This window comes from Hymenobacter taeanensis, assembly GCF_013137895.1.
Taxonomy (GTDB): domain Bacteria; phylum Bacteroidota; class Bacteroidia; order Cytophagales; family Hymenobacteraceae; genus Hymenobacter; species Hymenobacter taeanensis.
In genome coordinates, this window is record NZ_CP053538.1 from 1,007,498 (window position 1) to 1,022,785 (window position 15,288).

13 protein-coding genes are annotated in these 15,288 nt (G+C 52.9%); 4 read left to right on the forward strand and 9 right to left on the reverse strand.

Translation table 11 applies throughout. From position 1 onward, the window contains the following. Positions 1 to 84 precede the first annotated feature (84 nt). The 8 genes from HMJ29_RS04365 to HMJ29_RS04400 form a co-directional block, all read right to left on the reverse strand. Positions 85 to 1,422 (reverse strand): PQQ-dependent sugar dehydrogenase, encoded by a 1,338-nt coding sequence (locus HMJ29_RS04365; RefSeq protein ID WP_171590321.1) that lies wholly within the window; start codon positions 1,420 to 1,422, stop codon positions 85 to 87. A gap of 147 nt (positions 1,423 to 1,569) precedes the next feature. Then, positions 1,570 to 2,472, reverse strand: a complete 903-nt coding sequence (locus tag HMJ29_RS04370; protein ID WP_171590322.1) for an alpha/beta hydrolase — start codon at positions 2,470 to 2,472, stop codon at positions 1,570 to 1,572. 94 nt (positions 2,473 to 2,566) lie between these two features. Next, on the reverse strand, positions 2,567 to 3,397 hold the full coding sequence (locus HMJ29_RS04375; RefSeq protein WP_171590323.1) for a phosphosulfolactate synthase: 831 nt from the start codon (positions 3,395 to 3,397) through the stop codon (positions 2,567 to 2,569). 186 nt (positions 3,398 to 3,583) lie between these two features. Beyond that, a complete protein-coding gene (locus tag HMJ29_RS04380) occupies positions 3,584 to 4,981 on the reverse strand; it encodes a tetratricopeptide repeat protein (protein ID WP_171590324.1) in 1,398 nt (465 codons plus the stop codon). Between the two features lie 177 nt (positions 4,982 to 5,158). Further along, positions 5,159 to 6,166 (reverse strand): NAD-dependent epimerase/dehydratase family protein, encoded by a 1,008-nt coding sequence (locus HMJ29_RS04385; protein ID WP_171590325.1) that lies wholly within the window; start codon positions 6,164 to 6,166, stop codon positions 5,159 to 5,161. 53 nt (positions 6,167 to 6,219) lie between these two features. Then, positions 6,220 to 6,996: a tyrosine-protein phosphatase gene (locus tag HMJ29_RS04390; RefSeq protein ID WP_171590326.1), complete on the reverse strand. Its 777-nt coding sequence runs from the start codon at positions 6,994 to 6,996 to the stop codon at positions 6,220 to 6,222. A gap of 18 nt (positions 6,997 to 7,014) precedes the next feature. Next, the gene (locus HMJ29_RS04395; protein ID WP_171590327.1) at positions 7,015 to 9,471 is read right to left on the reverse strand and encodes a GumC family protein; all 2,457 of its coding nucleotides are present in this window, start codon (positions 9,469 to 9,471) and stop codon (positions 7,015 to 7,017) included. Positions 9,472 to 9,503: 32 nt separating this feature from the next. Beyond that, positions 9,504 to 10,448: a polysaccharide biosynthesis/export family protein gene (locus tag HMJ29_RS04400; protein WP_171590328.1), complete on the reverse strand. Its 945-nt coding sequence runs from the start codon at positions 10,446 to 10,448 to the stop codon at positions 9,504 to 9,506. Between the two features lie 238 nt (positions 10,449 to 10,686). Here HMJ29_RS04400 and HMJ29_RS04405 point away from each other — a divergent pair, with 238 nt between their 5' ends. The 4 genes from HMJ29_RS04405 to hpf all read left to right on the forward strand — a co-directional run bounded on the left by HMJ29_RS04405 (position 10,687) and on the right by hpf (position 13,570). Then, positions 10,687 to 11,826, forward strand: a complete 1,140-nt coding sequence (locus HMJ29_RS04405) for an acyl-CoA dehydrogenase family protein (protein WP_171590329.1) — start codon at positions 10,687 to 10,689, stop codon at positions 11,824 to 11,826. A 177-nt stretch (positions 11,827 to 12,003) separates the two neighbouring features. Beyond that, positions 12,004 to 12,201 carry a 30S ribosomal protein S21 gene (rpsU, locus tag HMJ29_RS04410; RefSeq protein WP_088844346.1) on the forward strand — a complete coding sequence of 66 codons (198 nt, stop codon included), beginning with the start codon at positions 12,004 to 12,006 and terminating at the stop codon, positions 12,199 to 12,201. A gap of 151 nt (positions 12,202 to 12,352) precedes the next feature. After that, a complete protein-coding gene (locus HMJ29_RS04415; protein ID WP_171590330.1) occupies positions 12,353 to 13,240 on the forward strand; it encodes a tyrosine-type recombinase/integrase in 888 nt (295 codons plus the stop codon). Between the two features lie 30 nt (positions 13,241 to 13,270). Beyond that, positions 13,271 to 13,570, forward strand: coding sequence for a ribosome hibernation-promoting factor, HPF/YfiA family (gene hpf / locus HMJ29_RS04420; RefSeq protein ID WP_135529833.1), 300 nt, complete (start codon positions 13,271 to 13,273; stop codon positions 13,568 to 13,570). 115 nt (positions 13,571 to 13,685) lie between these two features. Here hpf and metK read toward each other — a convergent pair whose 3' ends face one another. Then, positions 13,686 to 14,948, reverse strand: coding sequence for a methionine adenosyltransferase (metK, locus tag HMJ29_RS04425; RefSeq protein WP_171590331.1), 1,263 nt, complete (start codon positions 14,946 to 14,948; stop codon positions 13,686 to 13,688). Positions 14,949 to 15,288: the final 340 nt, after the last annotated feature.

Consider the following 15,288-nt stretch of genomic DNA (forward strand, 5'->3'; position numbering starts at 1 on the left):
AGGCCCCTTTGTGGCAAAACAGGGCAGCCTTTCCCATCGTTTGGAGGGGGCGAGCTACGAGTTGTTTTGCGTTGCTGGCTTACTTTATATGGCTGCTACGCGCCATACTTTCTCGCCGGCATCATCTAGCACTAGCAAAGAGCCGTCGGGCATTTCGGTTACGCCCACCGGGCGACCGTACACTTCCTTGTTCTCTTCGTTGGCAATGAAACCCGTAACAAAGTCCTGCATACTGCCGCTAGGCTTGCCGTTGTTAAACGGTACAAATACCACTTTGTAGCCCGAGAACTCTGAACGGTTCCAGGACCCGTGCTGCCCAACAAACGCCCCGCCCTGGTACTTGGCCGGGAAAGCCTGCCCATCATAAATAGCCAGCCCCAGTGAAGCTGTATGTGCTCCCAGGGGCACATCGGGCACCACGGCCCTCTTCACCAAATCAGGCCGCTCTCCCTTGCGGCGTGGGTCTTCGTGCTGTCCGTAGTACGAGTAGGGCCAGCCGTAAAAAGCGCCTTGCTGTACGCTGGTCAGGTAATCGGGTACCAGCTCGTCGCCGAGCTCATCACGCTCGTTCACGGCCGTCCAGAGTTGGCCGGTGCCTTTCACCCAATCCATTCCTACGGGGTTGCGTAGACCACTGGCATAAATTCTCTCCCCCGAACCATCAGGGTTAATTTCCAGAATATTGGCCCTACGCTCCTCATTTTCGGGGCCGTGCTCCATCACGTTAGAGCCAGACCCCACCGATACGTAAATCTTCTTGCCATCGGGGCTAGCCAGCAGGTTGCGGGTCCAGTGGTTGTTGTACCCGCCCTCTGGTAAGCTGAGAATCTTTTCGCCCGGGCCCGTGATTTTGGTCTGACCGGCCTGGTAAGGGTAGCGCCACACGCCATCGGTGTTGGCCACGTAGAAATACTGGCCCAGCACCAGCATACCAAACGGCTGGTTCAGGTCAGCCAGAAAGGTTTCCCGCACATCGGGTTTGCCATCTTTGTTGGTATCGCGGAGCAGCGTGATGCGGTTGGCACTGGTTGCCCGCAGTGATTTGGAAGGGTCCAGGTCTAGGGCAGCCGTCACTTTCTTCTTGGGGGTAGTCGGGACGGTGTTGGCCTCCGCAACTAGCACATCGCCGTTGGGCGTAACGTACGCCCAGCGCGGGCTCTGGAAGTTGCCGGCATACTCCTGAATGGTAAAGCCAGCAGGCACGGTGGGAGTTTTCCCTGAGGGCCAGCCAATAACCTTGCTCCGTTTAGTCGCCGATTCGGTAGCGTAGGGTTCAGGCAGCTTGACATTGGTGGCAGTAGTAGCCATGGTATCAGCGGGAGTTTCGGCGGCAGCTTCGGCCTTTTCTTGTTTAGACGGGCCGCCGCAAGCTGCCAATAGGCCTAAGCTCAGCAAGGCCGGATAAAATTTAGAGGAATGCATTATCAACTGAAAAGCGAGGATAAATAAGTACCTGAGCTCCATTCATCAGGGAGCCAAACAGCTATTACTTACTCCTTTCTGCTGAGTTGGTTACGCTTTAGTTGGTTCTGGCTGTCTTACGTTAAGGTCCATCAGGTGCAGAGTGGCCTAGGGGCGAGCCGACAACAGAAACTGCAAGGGCACTGCCACGCGCCGTTTCCAGGCGGCTTCGTTATGAGCAGCACCCGTGTAGTTGCGCGTCATATACTTATGCGCTGGGTAGCCTGCTGCCATGAGCGCCTGGTCTATGCGCAGCTGGTGGTTTGCGTACCACGCATCCAGGGTAGCCGTACCATAATCGAAATACAGCAGCGGCCGGGGCTGATGGTGCAGCTTGGCGGGCAGGTAGGCCACTAGAGCGTCGGTAAAGGCCGCGTTGTTTTTCTGCAAGCTCAGGGGCCAGTGCGTAGACAAGCAGGCCGCACCCCCAAATACCTTTGGGTACTCCAGCGCTGCATACAGGGAAATCAGGCCTCCCATGCTAGAGCCCGCAATAAAAGTACTGGTACGTCTGGCGGCGGTGCGGTAGTGCCCGTCGATGTAGGGCTTGAGTTCAGTCACTACAAACTTCAGGTAGTCATCAGACAGCGGCGGGCCACCTTGCTCCTGCTCTACTGCTTGGCGCTGGGTGGCGGTGAGCAAGCCAACCGGTTTTGCTGGCGTGTACTCTCGCATGCGCAAGCTGGCGTTCCAGATGCCTACTACTATGCACTCACGCACGAGCCCCTGCTGATTGAGGGCTGTGAGTACACTATCTACCTCCCAGGCTACCCCACCGTAGGCTGTTACGGGTGAAAAAAGATTCTGCCCATCGTGCATGTACAGTACGGGGTACTTCATACCAGGCTTGGGGTAGCCAGCTGGCAGCCATACATCTACGCTGCGTGGCTGCACGTACTTAGACTGGAAATCAGCCAAATGCTCTACCCGGCCACCACCCACCGGCGCTGTTTGCGCCAGGGTACTGTAGGCCAGTAGTAGTAGCGAGAATAGAGAAATAAGGTAGCGCATACCGGAAAAGTAGGCACTTCTCGGGGGAGTTAGTATATATAAAAAGCCCACTGCGCTGATAGGCAGTGGGCTTTTCGCTTGATAGGCTTGGCTGTTAGCCGCGGGGCATAGAGGTACCCGGCTTGCCAGTGGGCTTCTCTGGCCGGAAATCTTCGTGCACGGCGTCCATGTCGAGGAAGTGCGTGAACGTGTCGCCGCGCAGGCCCAACCGGATGGTTTCCAGGCTTACAATTTCATTGGGCGCAATGTTGCCCAGGTTTACGTTGGCGCCCAGCAGCTTTATAAACCACACTTGCTGCGCTTTTTGTGGGGCCTCCCACAGAATTTTCTCGAAAGGAATTTGAGTCAGAATTTCTTCCACCAGACCCGAGCGCACTTCGCCCGTGCTGCGGAACAGGCCTACGTTACCAGCTTCGCGGGCTTCGCCAATAACTTTAATGGCGCCGGCTTCCAGCTCGGTTTTCATCTGCGAAATCCACTTGTAGGGCGGAATGATCTTCTCCGCGTCCTTTGAGCCTACTTCCGACAGCACCTTCACGTCTTTCGACAATTGCTGAATATACTCCAGCTTCCGGTCGTGGTTCAAGTCAATGGAGCCATCCGACACCTCGGCATATTCCATCCCAAACTCACTTAGCAGGCGGCGGTAGTCATCGAACTGGTTGCGGATGATGAATGCCTCAAACAGGGTTCCGCCGAAATACACCGGTATGCCCGCCTCCTTGTAAGCGGCCAGCTTGCGCTTCAGGTTGGGGGTTACAAAAGAAGTAGCCCAACCCAGCTTCACAATATCGGTGTAGGGCGCACCTACCTCCAGGAAATCTTCCACTTCCCGCACGCTCAGGCCTTTGTCCATTACCATGGTAAAGCCTTGCTCGCGGGGTTTTTCGGTACGCTCAGGGAGTTGATTGAGGGTGTAATTCATTCTAAGTGTTTTTCTGGATACTAAACGAACGTATTGCGCCGGCAGCTGCCTCATGCATTACAGTAGGCACCCGGCGGGCCCAAAAGTACGCCCGAATTCTGTAACAGCCGGAAACGCCAAGCGCCCCGCTGGCTTAGTGGTATCACCACGCCGGCGGGGCGCCTGTTACAGCTTGTTGAGCAGCGGTTATTTCCGGTACTGATCAATCAGCTTAGCCAGCGCTTGTTGCGATTCTAGCTCTGGGAAGTACTCAAACAACAACCGGTGTTTATCAAAGTCAAGTACCAGCGCATTTTCCAGGCACTGGTAGGCTTCGCGGTAGCGGCCCGCGGCTAGCAAATAAGCACACAACCGGTAGTGCAGCTCTGCTTCAGCCGGCTGAATTTCTACGGCATTGCGCATCAGGTCAATGGCACCATCAAAATTGCCCTGCTCATAGAGCAAAATGCTCCAGTTCAGCCAAGCATCTTTGTTATCCGGCGCCACTTGCGTCGCGCGCTCGTAGGCCTCTATCGAGGATACCACATTGCCAATCTGATACTCAGCCGCGGCCAGAGCCAGCCAGTACTCCACACTTTCCTCATACAGGCTCACCGCCTTCCGGAAGAAGTGAATAGCTTCAAAGTAACGCTCCTGCGCATTCATCACAATACCAATCCCGAACCACGCCTCATCAATAGTGGCATCTTGGTCAATAGCGCGCTGGTAGAATTTGCGGGCATTATCCCACTCGGCAAGCTTTTCGTAGCACTCGCCAATGTTGCATAAAGCTTCCGGCGTGGGCTGCCCCTCAGGGTAGCTCAGCTCAAACTCTTCAATGGCTTTGCGGTAGCGCTCCAAGCTAACGTAGGTGCTAGCCAAGAAACCATGCGCCTCATGAAATTTAGCATCAATGAGAATGGCATAGTCAAAGGCACTGATGGCATCATCGAACTTACCAGCCCGGTAATACGCTTGGCCTAGGTTGTACCAGGCCACCGCTGAATAAGGGTCGTCGTCGGTGAAGCGCCGGAAGAACTCCAGATTTTTCTCCAGCCGCTCGCTTATTTCCAGACAGTACAGCAGTTCCTGCACCGCCACATCATTATCAGGGTTAAGGCGCAGGCTCTGCTTGTAGTACTTTGCGGCACTCTTAAACTTCTGCCAGCTTTGATAGGCCAGGCCGAGGTTAAAGAAAATATCGTCGCGGTCCTGGGTGTGCTCTGCGGCCTGCTGAAAGAAAGCCACAGCCTCGGCAAAGTCGCCCTTTTGGGTGGCAATAATGCCGCGCGTTACAGCCACATCAGGGTTATCGGGGTCGAGTTGAGCTACGTCCTCAATCTGCTGGGCGGCTGCTCCGTACTCGCCTTTCATGGCAAGCACCTGGGAGCGGTCAATGAGCAGCTCAGTGCTGAAAGGATATTGCGCAATGGCCGCTTCACAGGCCTGCAAGGCTTTGTCGTACTGAGTGTTGGTGGTATAGTGGTCGATGATGTTCTCAAAATCGGCCAGGTCAAAAAACACGGGTTCGTTCTGAGCTACCATCCGCTCAAAACGGCGCACGGTATCCAGTACTTCATCCCGGTCCTCAAAATTCTCATTCATTCTCATGCTGCTACAATCGGCACGTAGCCGCCATTCTGGCAGGCTACGCAAAGGTGAGCGACGTATCTCACCCAAATAAGGTGTCGGTCCTGAATATACAACAACCGCACCGGAGGCACGCTGGTTCAGGCCATAATTCGCTTCGTAAAAGTTCTTTGGCAGGCGTAGCCAGTTGGGTCAGGCCACCTGCTTAGTTGGTTGCTTCTTGGCCATCAGTTCTTCGCAGCACCACGCAATGGTATTCGCCACAGGCCGGAACGACTGGCCCAGTACGCGCTGCACTTTAAGGGCGCTGTACTCAACTGGGTGCCGGCCAGCTCGGGCGGTGTCTTTCGTGATTAGTGGCCTAGCCCCCGTTAATACCGAACGCACGTGCTCAAAACGCCAAATGGTTTCAGCGGCCCACTCCGGCACCGCTACGGTTGGGGCTTTGCGGCGGAAGCAAGCAGCCGCCTGCCCCAGAAACTCGTGCAAAGGTATAGCCTGAGCACTCAACACATACCGCTCCCCACTGATAGTCGTATCCAGAGTCAGCCGCACTAGCATGTCCACTACATCACGCACGTCAACCACATTAATATTGCCAGGAGTGTAAAAGGCGTGCTGGTTGTAGACGTATCGGAAGAGCCGGGTGCTGCTACGGTTCCAGTCGGCGGGTCCCAAAATTACGGATGGGTTAACCGCCACAGCCTGCAGCCCCTCCGCAATACCCCGCCATACCTCCAGCTCTGCCAAGTATTTAGAGGTAGCATACGCGTTATGCTCCGCTCCTAGGTCCCACTTAGCACTTTCGTCTAGCTGCACCGTACCGGTTGGCTGCTCCCCAGGCTTGCTGCCCAGGGCTGCCACCGATGACACGTACCCTAACCGAATGCCGGGCCGCTCCAAACAGGCATCTACTACATTAGCGGTGCCTTCCACATTAATTTGCTGCAAGGCTGTTTCATCCTGCGGGGCATAGGAGACCAAGCCGGCGCAATGGAACACATGGGTTACACCTGCTAAGGCTACCCGCAGGCCCAGGGCATCGCGCAGGTCGCCAGATACCCACTCTACCTGATCGGCGCCGGGTATTTGCGGAGTATTCTCGCCTCGGTACAGCGCCCTAACGCTCTCGCCCCGCGCAATCAGTTCGGCAATCAAAAAGCTGCCTACTAGGCCACTACCTCCGGTAACGAATATCATGCAAGCAAATTGAGGCTGTAAACTCAAACAAGCTATCAGCTATACAAGCGAGCCTACAACGTATTGTTGAGCAGAGGCAAGGATAGAGCTTTTTGTAGATAACTGCTAGATAATACCTTGGCACGTAAGAATTCGGTGTGCTTGCTATGGTGAGCATCCGTACCCAGCATGTCTACTATCCCGGCGTCAATCATCTTCTCTGCCACTCGCTTGGCCCCAGCTGAATAATAGCCAGCGAGAGAGTTCAGATTCACCTGCAGTAGCACTCCACTCTCCCGAATGCTTTCTAGTTGCTCAAACCGCCCATATAAGTAAGTATATCGTTCTGGGTGAGCCAATACGGGCTGGTACCCATAGGCTTTGAGCTGAAACATAGTATCAGCGAAGTTGAAGGGCTCGTTGATGTAAGAAGTTTCTACCAACACGTAGTTCTTATCTCCTCCAAAGCTCAATAAAGGCTCCTTGGCCTCCATCTTTTGCCCAAACCACTCATCCAGGTAATACTCAGCTGCACAGTCAAGCTCAACACCGGTAACACCGGCTGCTGCCACCGCCTTCCGCAATGCGGATAGGGCTCCTCTCACACCCTCAGGGGTATTGCGGTAAAAATCGCCCATTATGTGTGGGGTCATTACTAGCTTGCGGTATCCCAGTTGCTGCATGGCTTTCACCAACTCTACCGCCTGCTCCAGGGTTTCAGTTCCGTCATCGAGGCCTGGTAGCAGGTGGGAGTGCATATCGGTTCCCAATACGGCCAAGCCCACCATTGCCTCCTGAGAGGAGGCAATGGTGGGCTTGGTGCCAAATAGTTTCTCGAAGAAAGAAGCCATACTACCGAAAGAGCAATGTTAAGAGAACCGCTTGCGGATTTTTTCTACTACCCCTGCTTGGGGCGCTGTCTCTTCGTAGTACCCCTGCCCGTAGCCTTGCCCATAGCCATAACCGTAGCCATAGCCATACATTCCACTGGCTTTGGCATCGTTGAGAATGGTAGTGATTTTGGTAAAGCCATTCACCCGAACCAGTTTATTGATGTTTTTCAGGAAGGCCTTTTTAGAGTAGTTAGCCCGAACAATATAAATCGGCACATCGGCCTTCCGCATAATCAGGATGCCATCCGTCACCAATCCTACCGGCGGGGTGTCAATGATTATTACATCATAAAACTGATACAGGTGCTCAATCAGATCATCAAATCGAGAGCTCAAAATCAGCTCTGATGGATTGGGTGGTGTTGGGCCCGCAGAGATAAAGTCCAGCGTAGGAATACTAGTGTGCTGCACACATTCCTGCCAGGAGTGCTTGTCGATCAGGATAGTGCTTACGCCTTTAGTGTTTTCAGCCTCAAAGGCCAGATTCACTTTTGGTTTGCGCATGTCCAGGTCCAGTACTATTACCCGCTGATCTGAAGCAGCAATAATACCAGCCAGGTTTACCGTTACAAAGGTTTTCCCTTCTCCACTAATAGTGGACGTTACAGAAATTAAACGCTTCTTTTTAGACGAAGCCATGAACTCCAGGTTTGTCCTGATAGAGCGGATAGCCTCTGAAATTGCCGATTTAGGATTTTTATCCACTATCAGCTTGGACACTGACATTTTCTCCTTGTCGTAGGTAGGAATGACTCCTAGCACCGGGGAAGAAGTATTACGCTCCAGTTCCGCTACGCTTGTTACCGTATTATGCAGCAGGTACCGCACGGCAATCAAGCCCAGTCCTAGTATCAACCCAGCTGCCAGCCCAATAGCATAAGCCATCGTACGTACTGGAGCAATAGGTGCGCTAGGCAAATTCGCTGGTGACAGCACCTGGAAATCAGCAGTAATACCAGCCCTAGCAATATTATATTCCAGCGTTTTGTCCATCATCAGCAAGCTATACTTCTCATATAGCTCGCGCGGACGGCGCAAACGCTCAATCTGCGTTTTAATCTCTGGCAATTCAGCTAAGCGCCCTTGTAACTCGTTGGCTTTGCCATTCATCTGATCCAGCTGGCGTTGTAATAACTGCTGATTCTGGCGGAGCAACTGTATGATGTTGCGCTTGACAAAGGCAATCTGCTGTTGCAGATTCTTAATTGTCTGCGTTTCAGGTGTGTAGGAGTTGGAAATCCGATTGATCTGTAACTGTAGGTCGTACAGTTCAGATACTCGCTCAGAAAGCTCGGGAGCCTTAATTTCTGCTAGGGCCGGAATACTTTGCTCAGCAGATACCCCTTCTACAGCGACAAACCGGTTCTGCTCTATTTGTCCGTTTAGGTTACGCAGAAGCGACAATTGCTCCTGGAGCTTTTGCCGCTCCTCCTCCTGAGTACTCAGCAGTGTGGTGAGGCTTCCCAGTTCACTTTCAGCATCAAACAGCTTGTTCTGCTTCATGTAGTCCTGCAACTGCTCTTCTGCCTGGCGCAAAAGCCGGCGATTCTCCTCCGACTGTTCAGCCAAATACCGGAGTGTTTTGGCCGACTGCTCCTGCTTGCGCTGGATCTTTTCAACCAGATAAGCCGTATCCACTTTGTTCACAATATCATGTGCTTTAAGTGGATTGTGGTCAGTAAACGAGATGCTGATGGTGTTGGCATCTGGGTTCACTACCTGAACCTGTAGGTTAGAGCTAAGGTAACCGTTAATGAAACCATCATCTCTAATTATGAAATAGAAGCTCCGATCCACGTCTGTTGGACGGAACAGAGGCGTTTGCTCAATCTTGAGGCGCAACCCAGCGGTTTCTACTATTTCTCCAATAGCAGCTTTCTCAGTGCGCTCTTGCCCTGCCTCTTGGTAGGTCAGCTCTACTTGCTGAGGCGACAGAAACCGGAGCCCAAACTTTGTATTAAGCTGGCCGGCACCACCAGCTTTCGTTTCATAAACTACTTTAAAAGGAGAAGCTCGATAAAGCTCCGTTTCCAGCACGGTACCCTCCGCGAAGTAGTTTACCTCTAGGTCAAGCGAGTCGCGTAGCCGACGATAAATCAGATCAGACTTAATCAGCTCTATTTCTCCGGAGAGCTGCGCAATAGTTTGCTTTTGCTCTACCATCTTGCCAAGCCCTTCAAGGCCCAGTACGCCAGCCTCAGTTTTTTCGTCGATTTTAAGGGTAGATGACGACTGGTAAACGGGGCTGGTGTAGCGTAAAAACAACCAAGAACACAGCAAGCCCAGCGCTACTAAAAGTAATACCCAGGGCAAACTCTTACGAGCCACCATTGCCAGGGTAGTCAGATCTAATCCGCCGCCTTCGTCTTCATCCGCCTCACCCCCGGCATTACGGACTAACTCTTCCAGTTCAGCTTCTTCGTTCAGAGCCATATAGGCAGGTGCTCAGTAAATAAAAGGAAAGCCTACTTCGAAATGATGGCATTACGGACAAGGAGAAATGTCGTGAAGACACCTACTAGTGTTCCCAATAAACCAAAGTAAGGCTGTGCATCACTCAACGTTTCATACACTGGTCGGCGTATGGGCTCCACATAGATAATATCGTTAGGCTCAACCTGTAAGCTTGCCCGCCGCATACCATCAATGGTGGTTAGATTGATAATCTGCACCTGTGGATTTTTCAGGTTGCCTCTAATTAGACGGATATTATCCGCGCGCCCTGACTGGCCACTAGCAGACGTTGTTCCGACGTAGCCACCTGATATACCACCTGCCGAAGCCAACACTTCAAGTAGGTTCATATTGTCGTTATACAGCGGGATAACCTGCCCTGGTCCACCAGCAACAGCACCCATTACTACCACCCGATTATTATTGACCCGCGTTTGGACAAATACGTCCTTGTAGTAAACACTGTACCGCAGTTGCAATACACTATCTGCTTCCAGCAACGTGTACCCCGCTATACGCAGAGGTTCAATCATTGGCAGCCTGATCATGCCATCATGCTGCACTAAAAACTCACTTTGACCAGAACCCTGCTGTTGCTGTTGGTTGTTGCGCCCGCCCGCTGATCCGGAACGACCAAGTGGCTGTCTGTTAGCACCGCCGCCATTAATCCCTCCCGGAGACCCAAAGCCCAGTTCTCCATTAGGATCAATAATTCGCTCGCCCTTGTTGGTTGCAACCTGAACATATAGGTAGTCGTTGGGCTGGATGATGTAATTCCGCTCAGCCCGGTTAACTACGTCCCGTAAACGGGCCGTATCCAAAGCGCCGGCGCCAGTAGTGCGAAACAATATGTTTTGCTGGCGCAGCTTAGAAGTTGTACAGGAGAAGGAGAGCAGCGCGGCGCAAACGCATAACACACAGAGGCGCAGCAGGCGGGAAAACGTGTCTTTTTGCATGCAAACCGGAGGACCGGGTTCAAGGTCAGGACTTGATGTGAAACCCAAAATCACCAAGAGGAATTCCGGGAAAGAACTATCAAAGTAACCGAATCGGTGCGCCCTTTCAAAATCCGGGCCACTTCATCCCTAAATCCTGTACTGGTTTCTGCCCTCATAAAATCGTACTTTCGCGGACCCAAAACGGGCGCTGTCCTGTTCACTCTGCATTCCCACCCCACCCTTACTCCACCCCCTTATGGAACTGGTCGCTACAGAAAACCAGACAATGATTGCTCAGATGGTGCGCGATTTTGGCGCGCAACACATCAAGCCCAACATGATGAAATGGGACGAATCGCAGGAGTTTCCTGCTGACGTCTTTCACAAACTCGGCGAGCTAGGCCTCATGGGCGTGCTGGTGCCCCAGGAGTACGGTGGGGCTGGCTTCGGCTACGTGGAGTATGTAACTGCTATTGCAGAGCTCTCTAAAATTGACGGTAGCATTGGCCTGAGCATGGCGGCGCACAACTCGCTTTGCACTGGTCATATTCTGCAACATGCTTCCGAAGAGCAGAAACACAAATACCTCCCGAAGCTGGCCTCTGGCGAGTGGATTGGCGCCTGGGGCCTAACGGAGCCTAATACGGGTTCTGATGCTGGCAATATGCGCACAGTGGCTGTTGAAGACGGCGACTTTTATGTGCTTAACGGTGCCAAAAACTTCATTACCCACGGCAAAACTGGCAATGTAGCCGTAGTTATTGCCCGAACGGGGGAAGTAGGCGACTCGCACGGCATGACTGCTTTTATCATTGAGCGTGGCACGCCTGGTTTTGAAGCCGGCCGCAAAGAGGACAAGCTAGGTATGCGGGCCTCCGAGACCACGGAGCTTATTTTCACCGACTGCCGCGTACCCAAGGAGAATATCATTGGTAAGGTAGGTGACGGTTTTGTGCAGGCGCTGAAAGTATTGGATGGTGGTCGTATCAGCATTGCAGCCCTGAGCCTGGGTATTGCGCAGGGTGCCTATGAGGCTGCACTACAATACTCAAAGGAGCGCCACCAGTTCAACCAGCCCATCAGCAACTTCCAGGGTATCGGTTTCAAGCTAGCCGATATGGCTACCGAGATTGAAGCGGCTTCATTGCTCACTTACCGGGCCGCCGATATGAAAGACCGCGGCCTGAACGTAAACCGGGAGTCAGCAATGGCTAAGCTATACGCCTCAGAAGTAGCTGTGCGCACGGCTAACGAAGGAGTGCAGATTTTTGGTGGCTATGGCTACACCAAAGACTATCCGGCGGAGAAGTATTACCGCGACGCTAAGCTGTGCACGATTGGCGAGGGCACCTCTGAAATTCAGAAACTGGTTATTGCCCGTACTATTCTGAAGTAGCGTGCAGGCGCTGGGAGCAGTAAGTTGCTCTTAGGGATGTGCGGAGTGGCCTAGCGTTAAAATGGAGCAGATAAACTATTGAATCTTAGTTAATCCGTAAACCATTTGCATCTACCACGTAGAGTTCCTTATCTTTGCAGCCCTCTAGCCAGGAAAGTTTTCAACCTCACTGAAGATATGATCATCGTACAAATCAAAGAAAACGAGTCGGTTGACCGTGCGCTCAAGCGCTTCAAGAAGAAATTCGAGCGCACTGGCGTGCTGAAAGAACTGCGTCGCCGCACGTTTTTCCAGAAGCCTTCCATCACGAACCGCAAGCAGAAGCAGAAAGCTATCTACAAGCAGGTAACGTATGGCAACGAGGCTAGCCAATAGTCTCAGGAAGCTTTCTATAAGCTAGAAAAGCCGGCTGATTTGCGCTTCTGTAGCGCAACAGCCGGCTTTTTCATGCCCAACTATTTCGTTTTTTTCTTCCGTTGAATTCCATACATTGAGTATCCACAGCTCAGCTGTTGGGTCTTAGCGTATGGAATTATTTTTTGATTATCTGCGGTTCGAGCGGCGTTACAGTCCGCACACGGTACTCTCGTACCAAACCGATCTGCGACAGTTTTCTGCTTTCCTAGAAGCCACTTATGAGCTGAAGGATCCGGCGCAGGCCGACCACATGCTCATCCGCTCCTGGGTGGTAGCCCTTATGCAGCAGCATCAGGATCCGCGTACGGTGAATCGGAAGATTGCCTGCCTGCGCTCCTACTACAAGTACCTGCTGCGTACCGGGGTCATTCAGAAAAATCCCATGCTGCGCATTACTTCGCCTAAGGTAGCCAAGAAGCTGCCCGACTTTGTAGCGGAGGATTCGCTTAATGGCCTACTCAACACGTTTGAGTTTCCGCAAGACCTGGCAGGCTCCCGCGACCAGCTGATTCTGGAGTTGCTTTACGGCACGGGCATCCGTTTGTCGGAGCTGATTGGAATCGGCCACGAAGACATTAGCTTGGCTGGTAAAACCGTGCGCGTAACGGGCAAAGGCAATAAGCAGCGCCTCGTGCCGCTAAACCCCACCTTGCTTTTAGTGCTGGAGCGCTATATAGCGCATAAGCAACGTGAATTTAGCTCGGACAGCAACGCCCGACGGGCGCTCCTCGTTACGGACAAAGGAGAGCCGCTCTACGAAAAGTTTGTGTATCGCACGGTAAAGCACTATTTAAGCCAGATTACTACGGCTTCTGGTCAGCAGCATCCGCACGTGTTACGTCATTCATTTGCCACGCATTTGCTAGGCAAAGGGGCTGACCTGAACGCTATCAAGGAGTTGCTGGGCCACGCTAATTTGGCGGCTACCCAGGTATACACCCACTTAAGTATTGACAAGCTCAAATCAGTATTTGAAAAGGCTCATCCAAAGGCCTGATTTTTTCTTTTACCCTTAACCCAACATCCGATGAAAGTACAGATGCAATCGGTGCATTTTGATGCCGACCAAAAACTGATTGACTTCATCCAGAAGCGACTTGATAAGCTTGAGACCTTCTATGACCACGTCACGGAAGGCGAAGTGATTATGCGCCTGAATAACAAGGATGGTATAAACAATAAAACGGTAGAAGTGAAAGTGCGCGTACCCGGCACCACGCTTTTTGCCCAGGAAGATGCCGGCACGTTTGAGGCCGCTGCCGATGCCGCCGCCGATAGCCTAAAACGTCAGATCACCAAGTACAAAGACAAGCTCGTGAGCCACTAAGCTTTCCGCCAAGTGGCCTAGCAGTATTGGCTAGGCCACTTGGTGCTGCTTAATTGCACAAAAAAGCCCCGACTGCTGCAATGCAGTCGGGGCTTTTTTGTGCAATTAAGCTATTCTACAGAGCGAATTCAGCCTTGATTTTGTCAACGTAATCCAGCTTTTCCCACGTGAAGGTTTCCACGGTTTTAGTGGAGCCATCGGCTTGCTGTACTTCTTTGGTACCGGGCTGGCGGCCCATATGCCCGTAGGCGGCAGACTCAGCGAAGATGGGGTTCTGCAGGCCCAGGCGCTGCACAATAGCGTAGGGGCGCAGGTCAAAAATGCGCTGCACCTTGCCCGCAATTTCGCCGTCGGTGAGTTGATGACCGAACGAGCCGGTAGCTTTGGTAGTGCCGTAAGTAGTTACAAACACGCCCACTGGCTCGGCCACGCCAATAGCGTAGGCCACCTGCACCAGCACTTGATCGGCTACGCCGGCTGCTACCAGGTTTTTGGCAATGTGACGAGCGGCGTAGGCTGCTGAGCGGTCAACCTTGGAAGAGTCTTTGCCCGAGAAAGCGCCGCCACCGTGAGCACCTTTGCCCCCGTAGGTATCCACAATAATCTTGCGGCCCGTGAGACCAGAGTCGCCGTGGGGGCCACCAATCACGAACTTACCTGTGGGGTTTATGTGGTACTTGATGTCTTCCGTGAAGAGGGCTTGTACCTCCTGGCTGAGTTGAGCTTTCACGCGCGGAATCAGGATGCTCTTGATATCCTGCTCAATCTGGCTGAGCATTACCTGCTCGTTCTGGTCGAAATCATCGTGCTGGGTGCTTACCACAATGGTTTCAATGGCCTCCGGCGTGTTATCGTCGTTGTAGCGGATGGTTACCTGACTTTTGGCGTCGGGGCGCAGGTAGGTCATTTCCTGGCCTGCTTTGCGAATGGCCGACAGCTCGCGCAGCAAACGGTGCGAAAGGTCAAGCGCCAGCGGCATGTAGTTGTCGGTTTCGCGGGTAGCGTACCCGAACATCATTCCCTGGTCGCCGGCACCTTGCTCTTCGGGCTTGGCACGCTCTACGCCCTGGTTGATATCAGCCGACTGCTCGTGCAGGCGGTTCATTACCTCGCAGGTATCGGCGTTGAACAGATACTCGGGCTTGTTGTAGCCAATACGGCGAATCACCTCCCGAATGATGGGCTCGGCCTCCACGTGGGCCGTTGATTTAATCTCGCCGGCTACCAGCGCAAAATCAGTGGTAACCAGGGTTTCGCAGGCCACCTTAGCCGTAGGGTCCTGACGCAAGTATTCGTCGAGGATGGCATCGGATATCTGGTCGGCTACTTTATCGGGGTGGCCTTCCGAAACAGATTCGGAGGTGAACAGGTAGGGCATCAGCTTGTAAGGTAGAAGTACGCGAGGGGCCGGCAGCCCCTGCCCCGCCCTGGCGAAAGGCCGGGCAGGGCCGCAAAGCTACGAGTTTTATACATGGATAGAAGCCTCAGAAATAATCAGCAGAGTCGGTCGCCCCTAGGTTCGTTCACTGTTGTGCCTTCTGACGCAGCCACTGTGGTAGCCAGAGCCGCTTGAGGCAGTTATTGCGCCTGAATAAATAGCATGAGATAGAGCCCCTATTATGTTGAGTTGCCTACATAGTTCCGGAAGCCCTTTTGCGTATCCTTGTGCTATATCTTCAGGAGCTGGCTGGCTACGTGATTTCACAACCACTCAAGTA

Bases quoted from the DNA above. Each gene is read 5' to 3' on its own strand.
- HMJ29_RS04365 (WP_171590321.1), bottom strand. From the start codon at position 1,422: ATGCATTCCTCTAAATTTTATCCGGCCTTGCTGAGCTTAGGCCTATTG.
- HMJ29_RS04370 (WP_171590322.1), bottom strand. From the start codon at position 2,472: ATGCGCTACCTTATTTCTCTATTCTCGCTACTACTACTGGCCTACAGT.
- HMJ29_RS04375 (WP_171590323.1), bottom strand. From the start codon at position 3,397: ATGAATTACACCCTCAATCAACTCCCTGAGCGTACCGAAAAACCCCGC.
- HMJ29_RS04380 (WP_171590324.1), bottom strand. From the start codon at position 4,981: ATGAATGAGAATTTTGAGGACCGGGATGAAGTACTGGATACCGTGCGC.
- HMJ29_RS04385 (WP_171590325.1), bottom strand. From the start codon at position 6,166: ATGATATTCGTTACCGGAGGTAGTGGCCTAGTAGGCAGCTTTTTGATT.
- HMJ29_RS04390 (WP_171590326.1), bottom strand. From the start codon at position 6,996: ATGGCTTCTTTCTTCGAGAAACTATTTGGCACCAAGCCCACCATTGCC.
- HMJ29_RS04395 (WP_171590327.1), bottom strand. From the start codon at position 9,471: ATGGCTCTGAACGAAGAAGCTGAACTGGAAGAGTTAGTCCGTAATGCC.
- HMJ29_RS04400 (WP_171590328.1), bottom strand. From the start codon at position 10,448: ATGCAAAAAGACACGTTTTCCCGCCTGCTGCGCCTCTGTGTGTTATGC.
- HMJ29_RS04405 (WP_171590329.1), top strand. From the start codon at position 10,687: ATGGAACTGGTCGCTACAGAAAACCAGACAATGATTGCTCAGATGGTG.
- rpsU (WP_088844346.1), top strand. From the start codon at position 12,004: ATGATCATCGTACAAATCAAAGAAAACGAGTCGGTTGACCGTGCGCTC.
- HMJ29_RS04415 (WP_171590330.1), top strand. From the start codon at position 12,353: ATGGAATTATTTTTTGATTATCTGCGGTTCGAGCGGCGTTACAGTCCG.
- hpf (WP_135529833.1), top strand. From the start codon at position 13,271: ATGAAAGTACAGATGCAATCGGTGCATTTTGATGCCGACCAAAAACTG.
- metK (WP_171590331.1), bottom strand. From the start codon at position 14,948: ATGCCCTACCTGTTCACCTCCGAATCTGTTTCGGAAGGCCACCCCGAT.